Raw genomic sequence first — 17,462 nt, 5'->3', positions numbered from 1 at the left:
TATAAGATTACCTGACCAATACCCGTTTTTGCTTGATTTCCTGCCGCTTAGCTTCAATAGGTATTTGTAACCTCAATAAACTGTCCTGTTTAGCCTGCTGCGATACTTTTTCAACAACCGATCCAACTTGTCGTTTGACAGCCTCAATGCCCAGCACGCTTTTATTGGCCAGATCATTAAAATCATTTAATTTCTTTGACATCTGCTCATTAGGTGCAAAAACCGGAAATACCGCAGACCCATATACCAATGCCGCTGCTTCCAGCGCTTTTTCCTTGCCGGGATTTTTGCCAATGGTGGACTCCAGGTGATGATCATCGTCGCCTGTAATAATGATGAGCTTATGCGGATACTTTTCATGCAAATCCTGTGCGACTTTGGATAAATTGCCCGAATCAAATGCGGCGATGACAGGACAATCCAGTGCCTGGGATAGCGTGTCTGCGGTGGCATACCCTTCAGCGATCACAATGGCAGGTGCTGTATTGATGGCTGCATCCAACCCCTGACCATTATTTCCCACGATATGAAAGTTACTCTCCTTTCTGCTACCCGCTGCAAAAAGCTTTGCACCATTGGGTTGTATCGTTTGCACGCTCCAGATTTGTCCATGAATATCTTGTGCGGACAGCAATAAATCACCTGCTGTTAGTACAATGTTATCAGGGTATTCTTCGCGCAGTAGCCTGACTTCCTGCCAGTTCTGACCAATTTTGATGATTGAATCATGGGGTAAATCATCCGCATTCTGCGGCACGATTCTCAGATCTCCTGGCCGGGCATGCTTCTCTTTCAGATAAGGATGTTCGGAATCGGCAGCGGGCGCTATAGCCAACAATTTCTGAAGGGCATCAGCAACTTTAATTTGCTGTGCCTGTTGTTCGGCTTTTCTGTTTTGCTGCTTGATAGCGACCTGGGCGATCAATTCTACTTTTTGCTCATTCGTTAACGAATACCCCTTGGCCTTCCAGCGCGTCTCGATACCGGTTCGATTGTTCTTGAAATATCCGGCAGGATGACCATCCAAATGCGCCACATAAAAACCTGATTTCTCACCCGATTTATCACCTTCGACTTTAATTCTGTGTTTGCTGCCATCCATCACCGGATGATTGCCATCAACCCGGCAACCTTGAGCGCGCAGCAATTCAGCAAATTCCACGTGAGGATCGATAGCTGGTTCCTGCTGACTGGAAACATTTCTCGGCAGCCAACGCTGCAATGTTTGAATATCTGCTTCTGGCCCTACATACCAGGCACGGGCCTTGTTATCCCAGCAAGCTCCGGCAGCTTTTGCCAAGTCTTTTGCCATATAAGGAACAATCAAATATTGACGAGCATTGTCATCGTTTTGCTCGGTCTTGGCTCCTGATATCGATACTTCAGTGCTAATTGGATCATTTCGAATGCGGTTTTCATGGATTTGGGCAAGCTTTATGGTTTTTTCATGTTCATTTTGTTCTGCAGCGACATCAATAAGTGCGAGTAGATTGGTTAAATCTTGCGCTTCCTGTTTAGACTCACAGTCTTTCACCCATTGGAAAGTCTGATCATCACGCTGCATAGTCACACCCCAAAATTGCGGTTCACGATTCAGCGAATGAGCGGATACCACAGACTTAACACCATTTTCATCGGTTTGAATTGCATTACCCTGTACCTGGATTTGTCCATTCCAGTTAGCCGGAATGCTAAAGCCCAGTTTGTCTTGAGCCACCTCTTCAAACTCCAGATTATCAATGCCGCCGTTTCTAACAAACCTGAGTGCATCGGCAATTAAGGTGATGGCATTCTGATCCCTAATAGGCATACCTTGTGTCAACTCATTCAACAGTTTGATATTGCGGGATGCAATGGTAGCTAAATCAGGGGAGATGTTTTGTAAATAAGCGGCGGTGCTTTGCTTGATTTGATCCATTTTATTTGCCTCCTGCGCGTCAATTCCCTGTGCAATTTTCTGCCCAATTTCCTGTTGTTGTGAGAATACCAGTACAAAATCCTGGATTTTTTCAGCATCAGCGGCGGCACGGAATATCTCTGTCGGATCTTCCTGCAGTGCTTTGATCCATGAACTCACATAAGCCACATGCTGCCCCGGATCATGACCGATACCCAATTCACCGCTAAGCAGCATGCTGGCAATCTCGGCGCGTAATTCTTCGCGGCCGTAACCTTCGCTACCGAATGGATGCGATAAGTCACGATTGAGCCGCAATTCATGGCCAGTCCAGTGACCCAGTTCATGCAGTGCGGTTGCGTAGTAGCGATCGGGGGTCGGAAACTGGTGCTTATGGGGTAAGTGGATACTGTCTGTTGATAGTCGATAAAATGCATTGTCGGCTTCGCCATGACGGATCATGGCATTGGATGCCTGCAATATGTGTTCAGCTCGCTCCAGCGGATCCCAGTCAGGAGCTTTAATACTGAGTTCTGGCAGATTATCCACTTGTTCAGCATTAAATACGGCGGCATAGAACACTCTGGGGCGTTCAAGCCTGACCTGTTCTTTAATGGGCTGGCCCTCAGTATTGAGTACAGGATTATTGTTGTCATCGGTTTTGATGCGTTCATCGGTAAATTTCCAGTATTGAACGAGCGTACTTTTTTCACCCTTGCGTACCTGTGCGCCCAGGCTTATCGCTTGCTTGTATGTTAGCCAGCGCGGATCGGCATAATCACGGCTCATCAAGTTCAGGCTATTAATGCCCCGGTAGCGCTTGCCCGTTGTTGGATTGACAGGTAATACAGCCAGCAAATCACCGGGTTCCCACGGCTTTTGCCAGGGCGCGCCCCCTTTTTTAAGTTGCTCAATCAGATTCTCGGCGACTTGTTCATGAAAAGCCTTCTTAGTCTCTTTCATCTTCAACCTCCGCTGTATGATCAATTGTGCTATCCAGCGCATCTTTTTCACTCAAGGCGTCTTCCTTAAATGCGCCCAGCCGCTCAGCCTGGAAGGGATCAAATTCAGCCTGGAAGCCCGGCATTTCTGCATCGAGTAGCTTCTCCTGAATGATTTCAGTTATGTCAGGATTATCGGTTTCAGCATCAATCGGCGGTCTATTCATAACATTGTCTCCATTAAATTTTAATTAATGACTCCAGGTAAAAACTGGACGAACAACCTGTCTAATCTGATCACGCGCAATCAGTCCGAAATAGCGCGCATCAAAGGATCGTGGATTCAAATCGGATAGCAGCAGATATTCATAATCATCCAGCACAGCTTGAAGCCGGTATTGCGGCAATGGTTGGCCATCAGCATCAATCTTTAACTGGGCGCTCTTGGGTAAATGTTCGCCATTCACAAAAATCCCAGCCTGGTCGATGAAAACCGTATCTCCGGATAGAGCAAACACACGTTTCAGCAACAAACCATAACCGCCCGGACAATCCCCTGGATTGAGGTAGTGCCTATTGATAGCCATATCAAAAACCTCATTTTTCGGTGGGCAGAAAGCAACATAAGTGCCGTTTACAATAGGCTGATCCACAACTTGATAAAAACCCACCGGCAAACTCGGCGTGGTATTGAGATGAATCCCACTGACGCGAAAACCAATGCTCAGCACAAACACGATTGCACTGATTATTAGAACAGCTATGGCAAGTATTTTGATTGTTCTCTTCATGCTATTTCCTTTAGCAGAATTTGGCGGCAATTAAAGGCTAGTTAATTTATCGCTGCCGTTTGGGGGATTCACTTGCGCCCGTGCTGCAAAGGTTTCATCCTGAAAATACAAAGGCTGCGTACCATAGATGGCCGGAAAACCGGCCACATAGATGATCATGTCGCCAGGCTTGGTGATTTTGCCCTCAGCATCTTTCATGGGGCCTGGCAGTCGCATACATTCATCCGGTGTTAATAACGCGCGCTGCGTCTCCTGTAGGGTGCGGGTGACATGTCCATGCATCATCGATGAGCGGCGTCCACTGGTGGTAATCTGTTCTTTGATGACCGTGGTTTGCCCGGTCAGTTTGGATAAGTGTTCCGCCGTTTCAAGCCGGTTAGGTGCAAACGCGGTCTGGATATGGCAATTGGAAGTAATCGCTTCATCATGCCCGTAGCCGGTCTCGCGACTTTTGAGCTGATTCAAATCCTGGCAGATCAGATAGGCTTTCATGCCATAGCCTGCGATAAACGCGAGGGATTCCTGAAAGATTTCAAGCTTGCCTAGGCTTGGGAATTCATCGAGCATCAATAGCAGTTTGTGTTTGTAATGCGCGGCTGGTTGACCATCTTTAAATGTGATTCTATCGGCCAGCTTTCTGATGATCATATTGATCAGAATGCGGATTAAAGGACGCTGCCGCGATTTGTCATTGGGGTGCGAAACAATATATAAACTGACAGGATGCTCGTGGTGCATGAGGTCGCGGATTGTAAAATCCGATGTGCTGATGTTGTTGGCCACAATCGGATCGCGGTACAAAGACAAATACGATTTGGCTGTCGATAATACCGAACCTGCTTCTTCCTCCGGGCGATCCAGCATGTCGCGCGCACTGGCTGCAATCACTGGGTGACTTTTGCCATCCAGATAATCCTGCATAGCCATTTCCATCCACAGTTCCCTGATATCGCGATCAGGATCAGAGAGCATTGCATCGACAGTCGATAAAGTGGCCGGAGACCCTTCTCGCTCAGACTTGTACAAAACATGCAAAATGACACCTACCAGCAATGCCTGGCTGGTCTTCTGCCAGTGGGTTTGCAATCCCTTACCATCTGGATCAACTATTAAGGTGGTCAGGTTTTGAACATCGGCCACTTCCATGCCGCTGCCAATCTGGATTTCATCTAACGGATTCCAATGCGCGCTACTGGTTGATGCCGGATCAAAACGCAGCACCTTGTTTTTAGCATGCTGCTTTCTCCAACCGGAAGTGAGTGCCCATAACTCACCTTTGAGATCAGTAATGACCGCGCTCTGAGTCCAGGAAAGCAGGGTCGGTATAACCAGACTCACACCCTTACCTGAGCGAGTTGGAGCGTAGCACAACACGTGTTCCGGGCCACTGTGTTTCAGATAGTGGGTTTTGCCGAAATTATCCCGCCAGCCGCCGACATAAACGGAGTCGCTCTTGTTATTTTTGCTATTCTTGCTGGTTGCCAGTAGTCCTGCGGCTACAATGTCCTGCTTATTTGCCCATCTGGCCGAGCCATGTAACCCCTGATTGGTTCGAGATGAATTAGCCAGCACCATTTTAATAACCAGAACGAGTATTAAACCGATGCTTGAAAATAAAATACCGAAACCTGCCGCCAGATCAAAGATGCCCGAATACTGGTCATACCATTTGCTCGCCCACACCAGAATAGCCCAGGGTTCATAAATATGAAAAAGGTGCGCACCTAACTGCGGCTGATAATTGAATTGTTGCGCAAAATACTGGGTGGCGACTTGGAATCCGCCAACAAGACACACAACAGACAATAGCCTAATGATGAGTGTGTCTTTCTTAGAATTCCTATTGTTTTGAGATAAGAAACTGTTCTTATTCATTAAAGACTCCTTCTGGGAGTTGAGGTTGTGGATCGTATCCTTTCTGCCGATTGCGCTTTGGATACTTTGTACTGTTTCATCAACTGCTGACGGTATTGTTCAAGCCGCTTATCATCAAATGTCACGTGCATTTGGTTTTGTGCGGCCACTTCAGCGATCTCAAGACAAAACGATTTAGTTCCATTGATCGCCAGGTGACTGCCGTACTTCTTCATGGCGACTTGCAAAATATCCCTCAAGGCATCAGACGATGTATCCGGCAGCACGATTAACCGCTTGCCGTCATCGCGGATGGTGGTTGATCCTGCTTGATAAGTGACTGTGCCGATTTTGGTGATCGATTCCACCAAACTATCCTTGAAGTGGCCATCAGTGCTGAAACCAGCATTACTCTGCTTAGTCGTTATCTGGTTGCCTTTAAATTGACCCACTCTTCTGGATCGCAAGACAGCCAATGCTTCAGCATTGCCATTTTTTGCCTCAAATGTGAGCCAATCCAGCCACCCCATCCTGGAATGACTGGTTTTAGAGTGCTGGTAGGCTTTCTGATAATCGCTTTTAATAACCTCGACTGTTGTTTTGAATTGCCGATATGCAGTTGCATACAATGCTTTTTTGGCCAATCTCCCGGCTTTGATACTTTTAATGATGTTGCGCTTGAGTTTCGCTTCTCGTTTGGCGCGGTCAATTAATTGATCTCTGCTTTGTCGCAACATGGCCCATTGAGTAGTTCGCTGTTTGGCGGAATCATTCTGCTCTTGCTGGTATCGAGCATAAAGCTCTGAAGTATCGATTCGATTCTGCAATGGTTTTGGTTGATATTGTTTGGTGTTTGAACGTGAAGGCTGTACAGAATGATCATTCTGTACAAATGCACCCAGTCGTTGAGTTAAATTCCCTTTGGATAAAGAGCGATCAATAGAGCTTGCTTTAACAGCTACACCATTGTTGGCAACCAATACAAACCCGTTGCCACGTTCCTTGATTTCAAGGCCATGTCTAGCTAGAACCTTATGTAAATCCTGCCAGTTGCCCGACTGCTTCATTTCATCCAAGCACTTACGCTTGATCCAGCTAAGCAAGCTCTCCACACCGGTTCTGGCTTCAATTTCCTGCGCTACTCTGGACGCTTTGTCGCTCACAGTTTCATGGTTAACTTTTGTTAAGCCATATTCCTGTTCGATTTGCTCACAAAGCTTCGCTACCTTTTTGTAATCATAATAAGGATTGTGGATTGTTAAGTTTTTAGGATGTATCTTGTTGATGGCGATATGCATGTGCAGGTTATTGGTATCATCGTGGACTACGCTGAACCGTTGATGACCGGTAAAACCCAAAGCATCACAGAATCGCTCTTCAATTTTATTCAGATCAGCATGTGACAGACGCTCTCCTTCCGGGAAGCTCAACACCAAATGACAAGTTTTATCTGATTTGGCGCGCTTATTCATTTCCTGTGTGTTTTGTATTTCTATCAGAGCAGCTGTCTGATCGTCTGAATAACAGTTTGATACCTTGATCTGACTGATACGTTCACTCTTGTCTTGAGGGTTGGTCAGATACTGTATCAGCGCAGAATAATTGCTTTTGCGCACTGACTTGATGGGTATGATTTTAGCGATCATCGTATTTAAGCTGCTTAAGTAAAAAATGACTATTCCGAAAGTTATTTTTAAGTCAGAGCATTACTTTTTAAGCTTGATAATTTGATTGAGCATGGCACTTTGCGCATTTCGAATACTGTCCAAGGTTAAATGCAACTGTGACTTGCCAATTAATTTTGTGCGTTTGTCGTTGACGAGCCAAAGTTTGATCAATCCACCCAATCGACCAAGATCCGCGTTGATTTTTAGCAAAGCATCCACTTGTCGGTTATCTATAACACTGGGCACTTGGTAACCCAGGCCCAGATTGCGCAGGTACTCGGCAACGGTTAATCCCGCATCCGTTGCTTTACTCTTTATTTCAGCTTCCTCGATTGGCAAAACAGGAACCCTGAGCCTTTTATCTCTTCTTTCTTTCCCGATTGTCTTTGAGCTTTTTTTGGCAATCATTTCGGTTTTCCTCGAAGAGCAAGATCGACGTTGAGCACACCGTGCGAATAAGTTGAAGTGAAGATGGCCATCTCCACATATCTTGCCCGGTTCTGTGAATTTCAAGAAATATACTAACACTATAATCGATGTTTGCAAATAGTTTATTTTCGTTATATCATAATTTCAAACAGTATAAAAATACTTGAAAGAAGCTTTATTCAACTAAATAACAGTCACTTGGAAACAATAAGAAAGGATAAGCAATTCAAAGAAACTTAAAACAACAAAAAGAAACAGAAAGGAAAGAAAAAAACAAGAAACTGTTTGTACGCCAAGATAAATATTTTGTGGAAATTGTGTGATGACTAAATCCTTATCAGATCGAATCGCACTTTATGCGGATAAAAACAAAAGTACCGGTAAGCAATTTTTACCGGCGTTCATCGCGTTGAAGCCTGATATTGAACAAGCATTAAAGGATGGATGGACGATTCGGCAGATATGGAACATTTTGCACCAGGAAGGAAAAATCAAATGTTCTTATCAATGGTTTCGAACATTGGTCAATCGTCATATTGGTGAGGACAGAAAGCAGCGTCCACGCATTGATCAAGGAAAGTCAGCTGGGAATGGTCATGAAGGATTTCGTTTTAATTCTGCAACTGAAAAAGAGGAGTTGGTCTGATGGCTAAAATACATATGATTCTGCAAGGAAAGGGCGGCGTGGGGAAGTCGTTCATATCATCCACGCTCGCACAACATAAGTTTGCTAAAGGTGGCAATCCATTATGCATTGATACAGATCCGGTTAATGCTACTTTTTATGGATTTAAAAAACTCAATGTTAAGCAGATTAATGTGATGAACAATGATGAGATTGATCCAAGAAAGTTTGATGATTTAATTGAACTCATCGCCAAAGCAGAAAATGGCGTCATTATTGATAATGGTGCCAGCACCTTTGTACCGATGTCACATTACCTCATCAGCAACCAGATACCCGCCTTGCTTTTAGATATGGGGCATGAATTGGTTGTGCATACTGTCATCACGGGCAGTCAGGCTTTGCTGGATACATTGAATGGTTTTGTGCATTTGATCAAGCAGTTTCCCAAAGAAGCATTATTTGTTGTCTGGTTAAATCCTTATTGGGGTGAGATCACGATGAATGGCAAGCAGTTTGAGGAGATGAAAGCGTATGTGGATAACAAAGCCAGAGTATCCGCCATTATCCGAATTCCACACTATAAGCCTGAAACGTTCGGCAAGGATCTGAGTGAAATCCTGCAATCGAAATTTACCTTCGATGAAGCGCTGAAGAATAGTGCTTTGCCGGTGATGGTACGCCAAAGGTTAACGATTATTCGCAGACAGCTCTTCACCAGCATTGAAAATGTGGCTGCGGTTTTAACATGAGTAATGACAAATTAGATGCACTCATTGAAAGAGTGGCATCAGAACACGGCATTGTTCTGTCACAGGATGATCCGGTACTGATGATGCATACGCTCAACGAAGTATTGCTGGAACAAAATAAAGAAGCCCATGCTGAGCTGCTAAGCAATTACCAGGCGATATTGGAAGAAAACTTTAATCGGTGGTGCGAATATTCGACCAAGAAATCCAATGCCATTATCAGTGCATCCATGAGCAACGCGCAATTAACACGAGACCAATTCCTGGAAAGCTGTATTCAGCTGATTGATGAAAGGATTAAGAGCGGTATGGATCCGGAAACTTATGATCTAGTCAGAATTTCCAGGCAAGCGGCCATTATTAATTTAATGGCATCAACCTTACTTTTGATTTCGGTTGTAACCATATTTTTGATTTTGTTATAGCCAATTTTTTCAACAATGGAATGGCGCATGAGAACATTAAATTTAAGTGAAGCTGCTCAATTCTTGAAGTTGCACCCCGAAGAAGTGCGTCGTCGCGCTAAAGCGGGAATTATTCCGGGTGCAAAATTAGGTAAGCGGTGGGCATTTATTGAAGATGATCTTGCTGACCACATTCGCTCGTTATATGCTTGCACTCGGCAAGCGTTGCAAGTGGGACATGAGGAGAAGCAATTATGTCACTCTGTAAACGTGGTAAGACGTGGTGGATTAGTTTCACCACACCAAGCGGCGAGCGAGTTAGATGCTCTGCTGCAACTGAAGATAAAACCCAGGCGCAAGAATTCCACGATAAGCTGAAAGCGGAATCCTGGCGGGTTGCAAGACTGGGGGATAAGCCAAAGCGGACTTGGGATGAAGCGGCTTATAAATGGCTGATGGAGACACAACATAAGGCTTCCCATAAGCAGGACATGAAGCAAGTTGCGTGGTTTCAACAGTTTTTTAGGGGCCAATTACTTTCTGAATTAACTCGAGAAGTGATTGCTGAAGTAGGTGAAATAAAATGCAAAGAAACATCACCTTCGACGGCTAATCGTTATTTGGCAACTATCAGGGCCATTCTGCGAAGAGCGGCTTTAGATTGGGAATGGATTGAGAAAGCACCCTTTATCCGGCTATATAAGGAACCCAAGCGGCGGATTCGCTGGATAGCTCCTGAGCAAGTACAAATATTATTAAATGAATTACCAGAGCATTTGGTTGACTTGGTAAAGTTTTCACTTTCAACAGGATTGCGCAAACGCAATGTTACTGATTTGGAATGGTCGCAAGTTGATTTGCAGAGAAATGTTGCATGGATTCATGCAGATCAGGCCAAAGCAAGAAAAAGCATTCATATTTCACTGAATGCAACGGCTATGGAAGTCTTGAGAAAGCAGGTTGGCAAGCATCCGTTAAGAGTGTTTACTTACCAAGGAAAACCAATTATTCAGGTCAATACCAGGGCATGGCGAAAGGCATTAAGTAGAGCAGGTATAGAAGACTTCCATTGGCATGATTTGCGCCATACTTGGGCCAGCTGGTTAACTCAGAAGGGTGTGCCGCTAAACGTAATTCAAGAAATGGGGGCTTGGGAATCAACTGAGATGGTGAAACGTTATGCTCATTTGGCACCCGAACAATTCAGAAAACATGCAATGGTTGTAGATGAAATTCTGAATGACACAATTCTGACACAAGTGGAAAATTAGAAGATCATAAAATCAATCTAACTCATTGATTTTATGGTGCCGACACCAAGAATCGAACTCGGGACCTTCTGATTACAAATCAGCTGCTCTACCATCTGAGCTATGCCGGCAATAAATGAGAAAAATTTGAAACGCTTACTTGATGATTCGAAGCTTAGGCTTACTTGAAGCCTTGGTTTGAAGAATCAGTGAATCTTGCGTTGAATTACTTGATTGTTCACTAACTATTTTATCTTGCGCCTCTTCACCGTCAGATGAAAATGCTATTCCCTGATTAACCTCTTTGGCGAATATCCCTTTAACAGCATCTAATGGAATTTCAAGATCACGTGATATTCCATTAAAACGGGCACTAAAGGCAATAGATTCATTATTTATATTTAGCCCTTGAACTGCTTGTGCGCTTATATTAAAAATAATCTCACCATTTCTTACGCATTCCTGTGGTACGTTCAATTCAGGGTCAGCTTTTACTGATACAAAAGGTGTAAAGCCGCTGTCTATACACCAATCATAAATCGAACGAATCAAATATGGTTTTGTTGAATTCATACTCACTTTCGCATTACTTTTTCCGAAGCCGATAATGCATCAATGAATAACGGGCGGCTAAATAATCTTTCAGAATATTTCAATAACGAGGCTGCTTGTTTTGGCAGACGAATTCCGTAATATTCCAAACGCCATAAAAGAGGTGCAATTGCAACATCAAGCATCGAGAATTCGTCTCCTAGCATAAATTTTTGTTTGTCAAAAATCGGCGATATCATCGTCAGATTTTCAGCAATCGCTGCCTGGGCCTTGTCTATCGCTTTTTGATCTGTTCTCTCAAATGCATCGATATGACAGAACAATTCTTGCTCAAAGCGAAATAACAATAAACGTGCGCGTGCGCGCATGACAGGATCGGCAGGCATCAGCTGCGGATGTGGAAAGCGATCATCAATATATTCGTTGATAATATTTGATTCATACAATACCAGATCGCGTTCCACAAGCACCGGCGCTTTACCATACGGACTCATTACTGCCAAGTCTTCTGATTTATTATTAGGATCAACATCTATTACTTGAAAGTCCATATCTTTTTCGTGCAAAACAATCCTGCAACGATGGCTATAAGGACAGGTAATTGTTGAATATAACGTCATCATAACTTCTGATCTTAGACTAAATTATATGTATATTCAGCAATTTAATATCAATGAATATCTTTCCAATATTCTTTCTTCAGCGCATAAGATAAAACCAGCATACCCAGCAGGAAGATCATTACTTCAATCCCCAGCTCTTTTCGAGCATTGGCATGCGGTTCACCTAAATAAACCAAATAGTTAACCAAGTCGCCAACAAATTTATCATATTCGGCCGCACTCAATTGACCGGGTTTTGCTATCGCCAAACCTTTTTGTTCACCTTTATCAGATGCCTTAACAATCAGTTTTTGCTCGCCTTGCAATTGATACAAAACATGCGGCATAGCGACACGATCAAAAACCAAATTATTCCATCCGGTATGCGTTGCATCATCGCGATAAAACGCGCGCAGATAAGTATATAACCAATCCGCACCCCGAGCACGGGCAATCACAGACAAATCCGGCGGAACAACACCAAACCACTCCTCCCCTTCTTTCTTGCGCATGGCTGACTGCATCAGATCACCAACTTTTTGACCTGTAAAAACCAGCTTGTTAAGAATTTCTTCGTTGGTAAATCCGATATCGCGATGACGGTTGTAACGCATGTAGCTTGCACCGTGACAAGTCAGACAGTAATTAACAAAACTTTCCGCACCGCGTTTCAACGAAGCGTTGTCAGTTATATCTACCGGAGCACGGTCTAATGGCATACCGGATTCGCCAGCTGAAACGCCAAATGGAGTCAAGCACAAGATTAATAAAGCAATCGTTATTTTCTTCATTTTTCTACTCTTTTAGTCTTTTTGGTTCAGGCTTTGTTTTATCTATCTTGCTATACCATGGCATTAAAATAAAGAACGCAAAATAAATAACGGTAAAGATCTGCGCCAATAATGTATACAAAGGCGTCGGAGATTTCGTTCCTAACCACCCCAGTACAAAAAAGCTAACCACGAAGAGTGCCAACGCCACTTTGAAATAGGGGCCTTTGTAGCGTATCGACTTGACGGGACTCCGATCCAGCCACGGCAGGAAACAAAAAATCACTACCGAGCCCGCCATCAAAATCACACCCCACAATTTTGCATCAACACCCAGAAAATTAACCGTTACAGCCCGTAACATCGAATAGTACGGCGTGAAATACCAGACGGGTGCAATATGATCCGGTGTTTGCAATGTATTCGCAGGTATAAAATTATTATACTCAAGAAAATATCCTCCCATTTCGGGTGCAAAAAAGATAATTCCACAGAATACAATCAGAAACACCACAACCCCAACGATATCCTTAACAGTGTAGTAAGGATGAAATGGAATACCATCCACAGGAATACCGGTTGCAGGGTTTTTATTTTCTTTTATTTCAATCCCATCCGGATTGTTTGATCCCGTTTCATGCAGTGCCAGGATATGAACAAAAACCAGCACCAGCAACACTAAAGGCAGTGTCACAACATGGTAGGCAAAGAAACGATTGAGCGCTGCATCAGAAAGTGTAAAGTCACCCAATAACCATTGCTGCAGTATTTCTCCTATGCTCGGTATTGCTCCAAACATACTGACAATTACTTGCGCTCCCCAATAAGACATTTGCCCCCAAGGCAAAATGTAACCGGTAAAGGCCAAGCTCATCAGTACGAAAAATATAACCATCCCTATCAACCACAGCAACTCTCTCGGCTTCCGGTATGAACCATACATCATGCCACGAAACATATGGAGATAAACCACCACGAAGAACATCGATGCGCCAGTAGAATGCATGTACCGGATTAACCAACCATAATCCACATCACGCATAATATACTCAACCGACGCGAAAGCCTGACTCGCATCCGGCTTATAATTCATGGTGAGAAAAATCCCTGTCAGCAGTTGATTGACCAAAACCAGCAATGCCAATGAGCCGAAGAAATACCAGAAATTAAAGTTCTTCGGCGCATAATATTCTGACAAATGCGCTTTCCAGTTTGAGGTTAGTGGAAAACGTTTATCGATCCAAGCAATCATCGAATTAAATAAATTACTCATTTACGCAGCCCCCTCGCTTTCAGATCCAATTAAAAGCCGACTGTCGCTCAAATATACATGGGGAGGAACAACCAGATTAGTTGGAGCCGGTACATGCTTATAGACGCGTCCCGCCAAATCAAATTTAGAACCGTGGCAGGGACAGAAAAAACCGCCCAGCCAATCAGGCCCAAGATCCGCTGGCGCAACATCCTTTCTGAATACGGGTGAGCAACCTAAATGCGTACATACCCCCTCGACAACCAGAAATTCCGGTTTTACCGAGCGTGTACGATTTTTCGCATAATCCGGCTGCTGCTTCTTATCTGAATTCGGGTCAGCAAGCTGATCTTCCACTTTAACCAAACTTTCCAACATTTCTGGCGTGCGATTCAAAACCCATACAACTTTTCCACGCCACTCAACCATCAACAACATCCCTGGCTCAAGCTTTGATATGTCGACTTCAACCGGTGCTCCAGCCGCTTTAGCCCGCTCGCTTGGCATCATACTCAATAAAAAAGGCGTTGCAATCGCAGCGCCTGCAATTCCGCCCGCTACTGAGGTCGCGGCAACCAGGAATTTCCTCCTGCCGCTCATCTCATCATCGATACTGAAACTATCCGCCATTTTCAATTATTCCATCAGTAATATTTTTTCGTAAAGTTAAATACAAAAAAGAAAAAGCTTTTTTCAATCCCTATTAATTTCACTCGTTAATTTACATCATACAAACTGGCGCGCAGTATACCACAATCGTTTTAAGGATTATAGAAATCTTGGAAGATTTCCACGAGCAACAGATCAATCAATCAGTATTACGCCATACCATTGTTTACAATAAACTATTTTATCTTTCCATGGCACTGCTTATATTTCTTGCCCGAACCGCATGGACAAGGTTGATTGCGCCCCACTTTCTCGTTTTGGCGCACGAAAGGTTGCGTTTTCTCCTCTTCCACTCCCGCATACTGCGTTGCCTCCGCCTCTGATTCCTGGTATGCCTCATGGTGAAGCTGTATATTTTCCGGCGCCCGCAAAGTATCCGTTACGGCCTCTACTTGTTGCTCACTTTTTATTTGCACAGTCAGCAGTATTTTTGTGGCTTCCCTTTTAACTTCCTCCAACATGGTCGAGAAAAGCTCAAAAGCCTCACGCTTATATTCTTGCTTTGGATTCTTCTGCGCATAGCCACGTAGGTGAATGCCTTGCCGCAAATGGTCCAATGCCGCCAGATGCTCACGCCAATGTGAATCCAGAATCTGCAGCATCACCACCCGTTCATAGTGATGCATAATCTCAGCACCGATCTGCACAACTTTTGCCTGATAATGATCATTTGCAAAATCGATAATGCGCTGGCATAAGCTCTCTTCATGCAATCCTGGGTCATCCTCCAGCCATTTATGTAGCGAAAAATGTAACTGATATTCGGCTGCAAGCGCTTTTTCCAATCCCGCCACATCCCACTGCTCTTCAACACTTTGCGGCGGAATATACGAATTGAATAAATCAGTTAAAACGTTCTCACGAATCGCGGTAATGGTTTCCGAAATATCCTGCTCCGCTTCCAGCAGCTCATTGCGTTGCTGATAAATGACATGCCGCTGATCATTCGCCACATCATCGTATTCCAGCAACTGCTTGCGCATATCGAAGTTTCTTGCCTCCACTTTGCGCTGCGCATTTTCAATGGCACGAGTCACCCATGGATGCTCGATCGCCTCCCCTTCCGGCATTTTTAGGCGTGTCATGATATTGGCTACACGATCCGACGCAAAAATCCGCAGCAAAGGATCTTCTAAGGAAAGGAAGAAACGGCTGGAACCCGGATCTCCCTGCCGCCCCGAACGTCCGCGCAGCTGATTATCCACGCGCCGCGATTCATGCCGTTCCGTGCCGATAATATGCAAACCGCCTTTGTTCAATACTTCTTCATGGATCCGCTTCCATTCTTCGTACACTTCGGCGATACGTTTTTCTTTTGCTTCGTCACTCAATTTTTCATCATGCCGGATTTGCTCGATCTCCGGCTCAGGATTTCCCCCTAGTACAATATCTGTTCCACGGCCCGCCATATTGGTCGCTATCGTAATCATTTTCGGCCGCCCAGCCTGCGCAACGATACTGGCTTCACCAGCATGCTGCTTGGCATTCAGCACTTGATGCTGCAGCTTTTCCCGGTTCAGCAGCTTCGATAATAACTCATTGTTCTCAATGGAAGTCGTACCTACCAGAACCGGCTGGCCGCGTTCATAGCAATCCTTGATTTCATGAACGATCGCTTCATTTTTTTCCTTCATCGTACGAAACACCAGATCCATACGATCTTCACGAATCATCGGTCTATGCGTTGGAATAATGATTGTTTCCAATCCATAGATTTGCTGAAACTCGGCGGCCTCGGTATCCGCAGTGCCCGTCATGCCGGACAGTTTCTGATACATGCGAAAATAATTCTGAAAGGTAATGGAAGCGAGCGTTTGATTTTCTTTCTGAATAACCACGCCTTCCTTGGCCTCTACCGCTTGATGCAAGCCATCCGACCAACGGCGCCCGGCCATCAGACGCCCGGTGAATTCATCGACGATAACCACTTCACCGTTTTGCACCACATAATGCTGATCGAGAAAAAACAAATTATGCGCGCGCAACCCTGCATTCAGATGATGTATTAAATTGATATTGGCGGGATCGTAAAGACTTGATCCCGATTCGAGCAACCCGGCGGATTCCAGCAACTCTTCCGCATGCTCGAAGCCTGCTTCACTCAACGTCACTTGATGGGATTTTTCATCTACGCTGTAATCGCCCGGACTATCTTCTTTCTCCTGCCGTATCAGCTTCGGAACGAGTTTGTTAATACGCACGTAAATCTCGGTATCGCCTTCCGCTTGACCGGAAATAATCAAAGGTGTGCGGGCTTCATCGATCAAAATTGAATCCACTTCATCCACGATTGCGAAATTAAGCGTGCGTTGCGCACGCTCATTCGCGTGTGTCACCATATTGTCGCGCAGATAATCAAAACCGTACTCATTATTGGTGCCGTAGGTAATATCGGCGGCATAAGCGGCCTGCTTCTCGTCGTGCGGCATTTGCGAATAAATAACGCCGACGCTCATGCCGAGAAACCGGTAGATCCGGCCCATCCACTCGGCATCGCGCTTCGCCAGGTAATCATTCACTGTCACAACATGCACACCCTTGCCCGACAATGCATTCAAATAGGCCGGTAAAGTCGCCATGAGCGTTTTACCTTCACCTGTGCGCATCTCGGCAATCTTACCGCCGTGCAACACCATACCGCCGATCAACTGCACATCGAAATGGCGCATCTCCAGCACGCGTTTACCGCTCTCGCGAATGACCGCAAAAGCTTCCGGCAGTAATGCATCAAGCGTTTCGCCATCCTGAATGCGCTGCTTGAATTCATCGGTCTTTGCGCGCAACTCGGCATCCGACAGCGCCGCAATAGCCGGCTCCAATTCATTGATCGTCCGCACAGCCTGAGTATACTGTTTGATCATCCGGTCGTTGCGGCTGCCGAAAATTTTCTTGAGTAGATTACCTAGCATAAGTCTGTAAATATTTCGTATTGAATAGCTTATTAAAAAACAAAAGGGTGAGCTTACTTCTCACCCCGCAAAAAACCAGGAGAAATTAATACCCCGAT

16 protein-coding genes and 1 tRNA gene are annotated in these 17,462 nt (G+C 44.8%); 4 read left to right on the top strand and 13 right to left on the bottom strand.

Annotated features, from left to right (window positions below):
* Positions 1–7 precede the first annotated feature (7 nt).
* Genes HRU77_10860 through HRU77_10835 form a run of 6 tightly spaced genes read right to left on the bottom strand, consistent with a single transcriptional unit; the run spans position 8 to position 7,558 of the window.
* Complete coding sequence (locus HRU77_10860) at positions 8–2,860, bottom strand: DUF1738 domain-containing protein (protein ID QOJ21145.1); 2,853 nt, start codon at positions 2,858–2,860, stop codon at positions 8–10.
* Entirely contained in the window at positions 2,847–3,065 is a 219-nt protein-coding gene (locus HRU77_10855) for a conjugal transfer protein TraD (GenBank protein QOJ21144.1), read from the bottom strand. Before HRU77_10855 ends, HRU77_10860 begins: the two co-directional genes overlap by 14 nt.
* 24 nt (positions 3,066–3,089) lie before the next feature.
* Positions 3,090–3,629 (bottom strand): conjugative transfer signal peptidase TraF, encoded by a 540-nt coding sequence (gene traF, locus HRU77_10850; GenBank protein ID QOJ22145.1) that lies wholly within the window; start codon positions 3,627–3,629, stop codon positions 3,090–3,092.
* 30 nt (positions 3,630–3,659) lie between these two features.
* Positions 3,660–5,504 (bottom strand): type IV secretory system conjugative DNA transfer family protein, encoded by a 1,845-nt coding sequence (locus HRU77_10845; protein ID QOJ21143.1) that lies wholly within the window; start codon positions 5,502–5,504, stop codon positions 3,660–3,662.
* Positions 5,504–7,129: a relaxase/mobilization nuclease domain-containing protein gene (locus HRU77_10840; protein QOJ21142.1), complete on the bottom strand. Its 1,626-nt coding sequence runs from the start codon at positions 7,127–7,129 to the stop codon at positions 5,504–5,506. Before HRU77_10840 ends, HRU77_10845 begins: the two co-directional genes overlap by 1 nt.
* Before the next feature lie 60 nt (positions 7,130–7,189).
* Positions 7,190–7,558, bottom strand: a complete 369-nt coding sequence (locus HRU77_10835) for a conjugal transfer protein TraJ (protein ID QOJ21141.1) — start codon at positions 7,556–7,558, stop codon at positions 7,190–7,192.
* 343 nt (positions 7,559–7,901) lie between these two features.
* Between HRU77_10835 and HRU77_10830 the strand changes: the two genes are divergently transcribed.
* The 4 genes from HRU77_10830 (at position 7,902) to HRU77_10815 (ending at position 10,631) form a co-directional block, all read left to right on the top strand.
* Entirely contained in the window at positions 7,902–8,225 is a 324-nt protein-coding gene (locus tag HRU77_10830; protein ID QOJ21140.1) for a TraK family protein, read from the top strand.
* Positions 8,225–8,956, top strand: a complete 732-nt coding sequence (locus tag HRU77_10825) for a conjugal transfer protein TraL (protein ID QOJ21139.1) — start codon at positions 8,225–8,227, stop codon at positions 8,954–8,956. Before HRU77_10830 ends, HRU77_10825 begins: the two co-directional genes overlap by 1 nt.
* A complete protein-coding gene (locus HRU77_10820; GenBank protein QOJ21138.1) occupies positions 8,953–9,381 on the top strand; it encodes a conjugal transfer protein TraM in 429 nt (142 codons plus the stop codon). Before HRU77_10825 ends, HRU77_10820 begins: the two co-directional genes overlap by 4 nt.
* A gap of 233 nt (positions 9,382–9,614) precedes the next feature.
* The gene (locus HRU77_10815; GenBank protein QOJ21137.1) at positions 9,615–10,631 is read left to right on the top strand and encodes a site-specific integrase; all 1,017 of its coding nucleotides are present in this window, start codon (positions 9,615–9,617) and stop codon (positions 10,629–10,631) included.
* 34 nt (positions 10,632–10,665) lie between these two features.
* Here the strand turns inward: HRU77_10815 and HRU77_10810 are convergent.
* The 7 genes from HRU77_10810 to secA form a co-directional block, all read right to left on the bottom strand.
* Positions 10,666–10,741 (bottom strand) — tRNA-Thr (locus HRU77_10810).
* Positions 10,742–10,766: 25 nt separating this feature from the next.
* Positions 10,767–11,189: a ClpXP protease specificity-enhancing factor gene (locus HRU77_10805; GenBank protein QOJ21136.1), complete on the bottom strand. Its 423-nt coding sequence runs from the start codon at positions 11,187–11,189 to the stop codon at positions 10,767–10,769.
* A complete protein-coding gene (locus tag HRU77_10800; protein QOJ21135.1) occupies positions 11,186–11,785 on the bottom strand; it encodes a glutathione S-transferase N-terminal domain-containing protein in 600 nt (199 codons plus the stop codon). Before HRU77_10800 ends, HRU77_10805 begins: the two co-directional genes overlap by 4 nt.
* 47 nt (positions 11,786–11,832) lie before the next feature.
* Positions 11,833–12,555 (bottom strand): cytochrome c1, encoded by a 723-nt coding sequence (locus tag HRU77_10795; GenBank protein QOJ21134.1) that lies wholly within the window; start codon positions 12,553–12,555, stop codon positions 11,833–11,835.
* 4 nt (positions 12,556–12,559) lie between these two features.
* Positions 12,560–13,807 carry a cytochrome bc complex cytochrome b subunit gene (locus tag HRU77_10790; GenBank protein ID QOJ21133.1) on the bottom strand — a complete coding sequence of 416 codons (1,248 nt, stop codon included), beginning with the start codon at positions 13,805–13,807 and terminating at the stop codon, positions 12,560–12,562.
* Entirely contained in the window at positions 13,808–14,416 is a 609-nt protein-coding gene (gene petA, locus HRU77_10785) for a ubiquinol-cytochrome c reductase iron-sulfur subunit (GenBank protein ID QOJ21132.1), read from the bottom strand.
* Between the two features lie 215 nt (positions 14,417–14,631).
* Positions 14,632–17,364, bottom strand: coding sequence for a preprotein translocase subunit SecA (gene secA / locus HRU77_10780; GenBank protein ID QOJ21131.1), 2,733 nt, complete (start codon positions 17,362–17,364; stop codon positions 14,632–14,634).
* Positions 17,365–17,462 lie beyond the last annotated feature (98 nt).

The organism is Gammaproteobacteria bacterium, assembly GCA_015709615.1.
In the GTDB taxonomy this organism is placed as follows: domain Bacteria; phylum Pseudomonadota; class Gammaproteobacteria; order Burkholderiales; family Nitrosomonadaceae; genus Nitrosomonas.
The sequence above is the reverse complement of the archived record's forward strand: the minus strand, read 5'-3'. Positions and strand labels throughout refer to the sequence as shown.

Coding starts and splice junctions, on each gene's coding strand:
- HRU77_10860 (QOJ21145.1), bottom strand. CDS start 2,860: ATGAAAGAGACTAAGAAGGCTTTTCATGAACAAGTCGCCGAGAATCTG.
- HRU77_10855 (QOJ21144.1), bottom strand. CDS start 3,065: ATGAATAGACCGCCGATTGATGCTGAAACCGATAATCCTGACATAACT.
- traF (QOJ22145.1), bottom strand. CDS start 3,629: ATGAAGAGAACAATCAAAATACTTGCCATAGCTGTTCTAATAATCAGT.
- HRU77_10845 (QOJ21143.1), bottom strand. CDS start 5,504: ATGAATAAGAACAGTTTCTTATCTCAAAACAATAGGAATTCTAAGAAA.
- HRU77_10840 (QOJ21142.1), bottom strand. CDS start 7,129: ATGATCGCTAAAATCATACCCATCAAGTCAGTGCGCAAAAGCAATTAT.
- HRU77_10835 (QOJ21141.1), bottom strand. CDS start 7,558: ATGATTGCCAAAAAAAGCTCAAAGACAATCGGGAAAGAAAGAAGAGAT.
- HRU77_10830 (QOJ21140.1), top strand. CDS start 7,902: ATGACTAAATCCTTATCAGATCGAATCGCACTTTATGCGGATAAAAAC.
- HRU77_10825 (QOJ21139.1), top strand. CDS start 8,225: ATGGCTAAAATACATATGATTCTGCAAGGAAAGGGCGGCGTGGGGAAG.
- HRU77_10820 (QOJ21138.1), top strand. CDS start 8,953: ATGAGTAATGACAAATTAGATGCACTCATTGAAAGAGTGGCATCAGAA.
- HRU77_10815 (QOJ21137.1), top strand. CDS start 9,615: ATGTCACTCTGTAAACGTGGTAAGACGTGGTGGATTAGTTTCACCACA.
- HRU77_10800 (QOJ21135.1), bottom strand. CDS start 11,785: ATGATGACGTTATATTCAACAATTACCTGTCCTTATAGCCATCGTTGC.
- HRU77_10795 (QOJ21134.1), bottom strand. CDS start 12,555: ATGAAGAAAATAACGATTGCTTTATTAATCTTGTGCTTGACTCCATTT.
- HRU77_10790 (QOJ21133.1), bottom strand. CDS start 13,807: ATGAGTAATTTATTTAATTCGATGATTGCTTGGATCGATAAACGTTTT.
- petA (QOJ21132.1), bottom strand. CDS start 14,416: ATGGCGGATAGTTTCAGTATCGATGATGAGATGAGCGGCAGGAGGAAA.
- secA (QOJ21131.1), bottom strand. CDS start 17,364: ATGCTAGGTAATCTACTCAAGAAAATTTTCGGCAGCCGCAACGACCGG.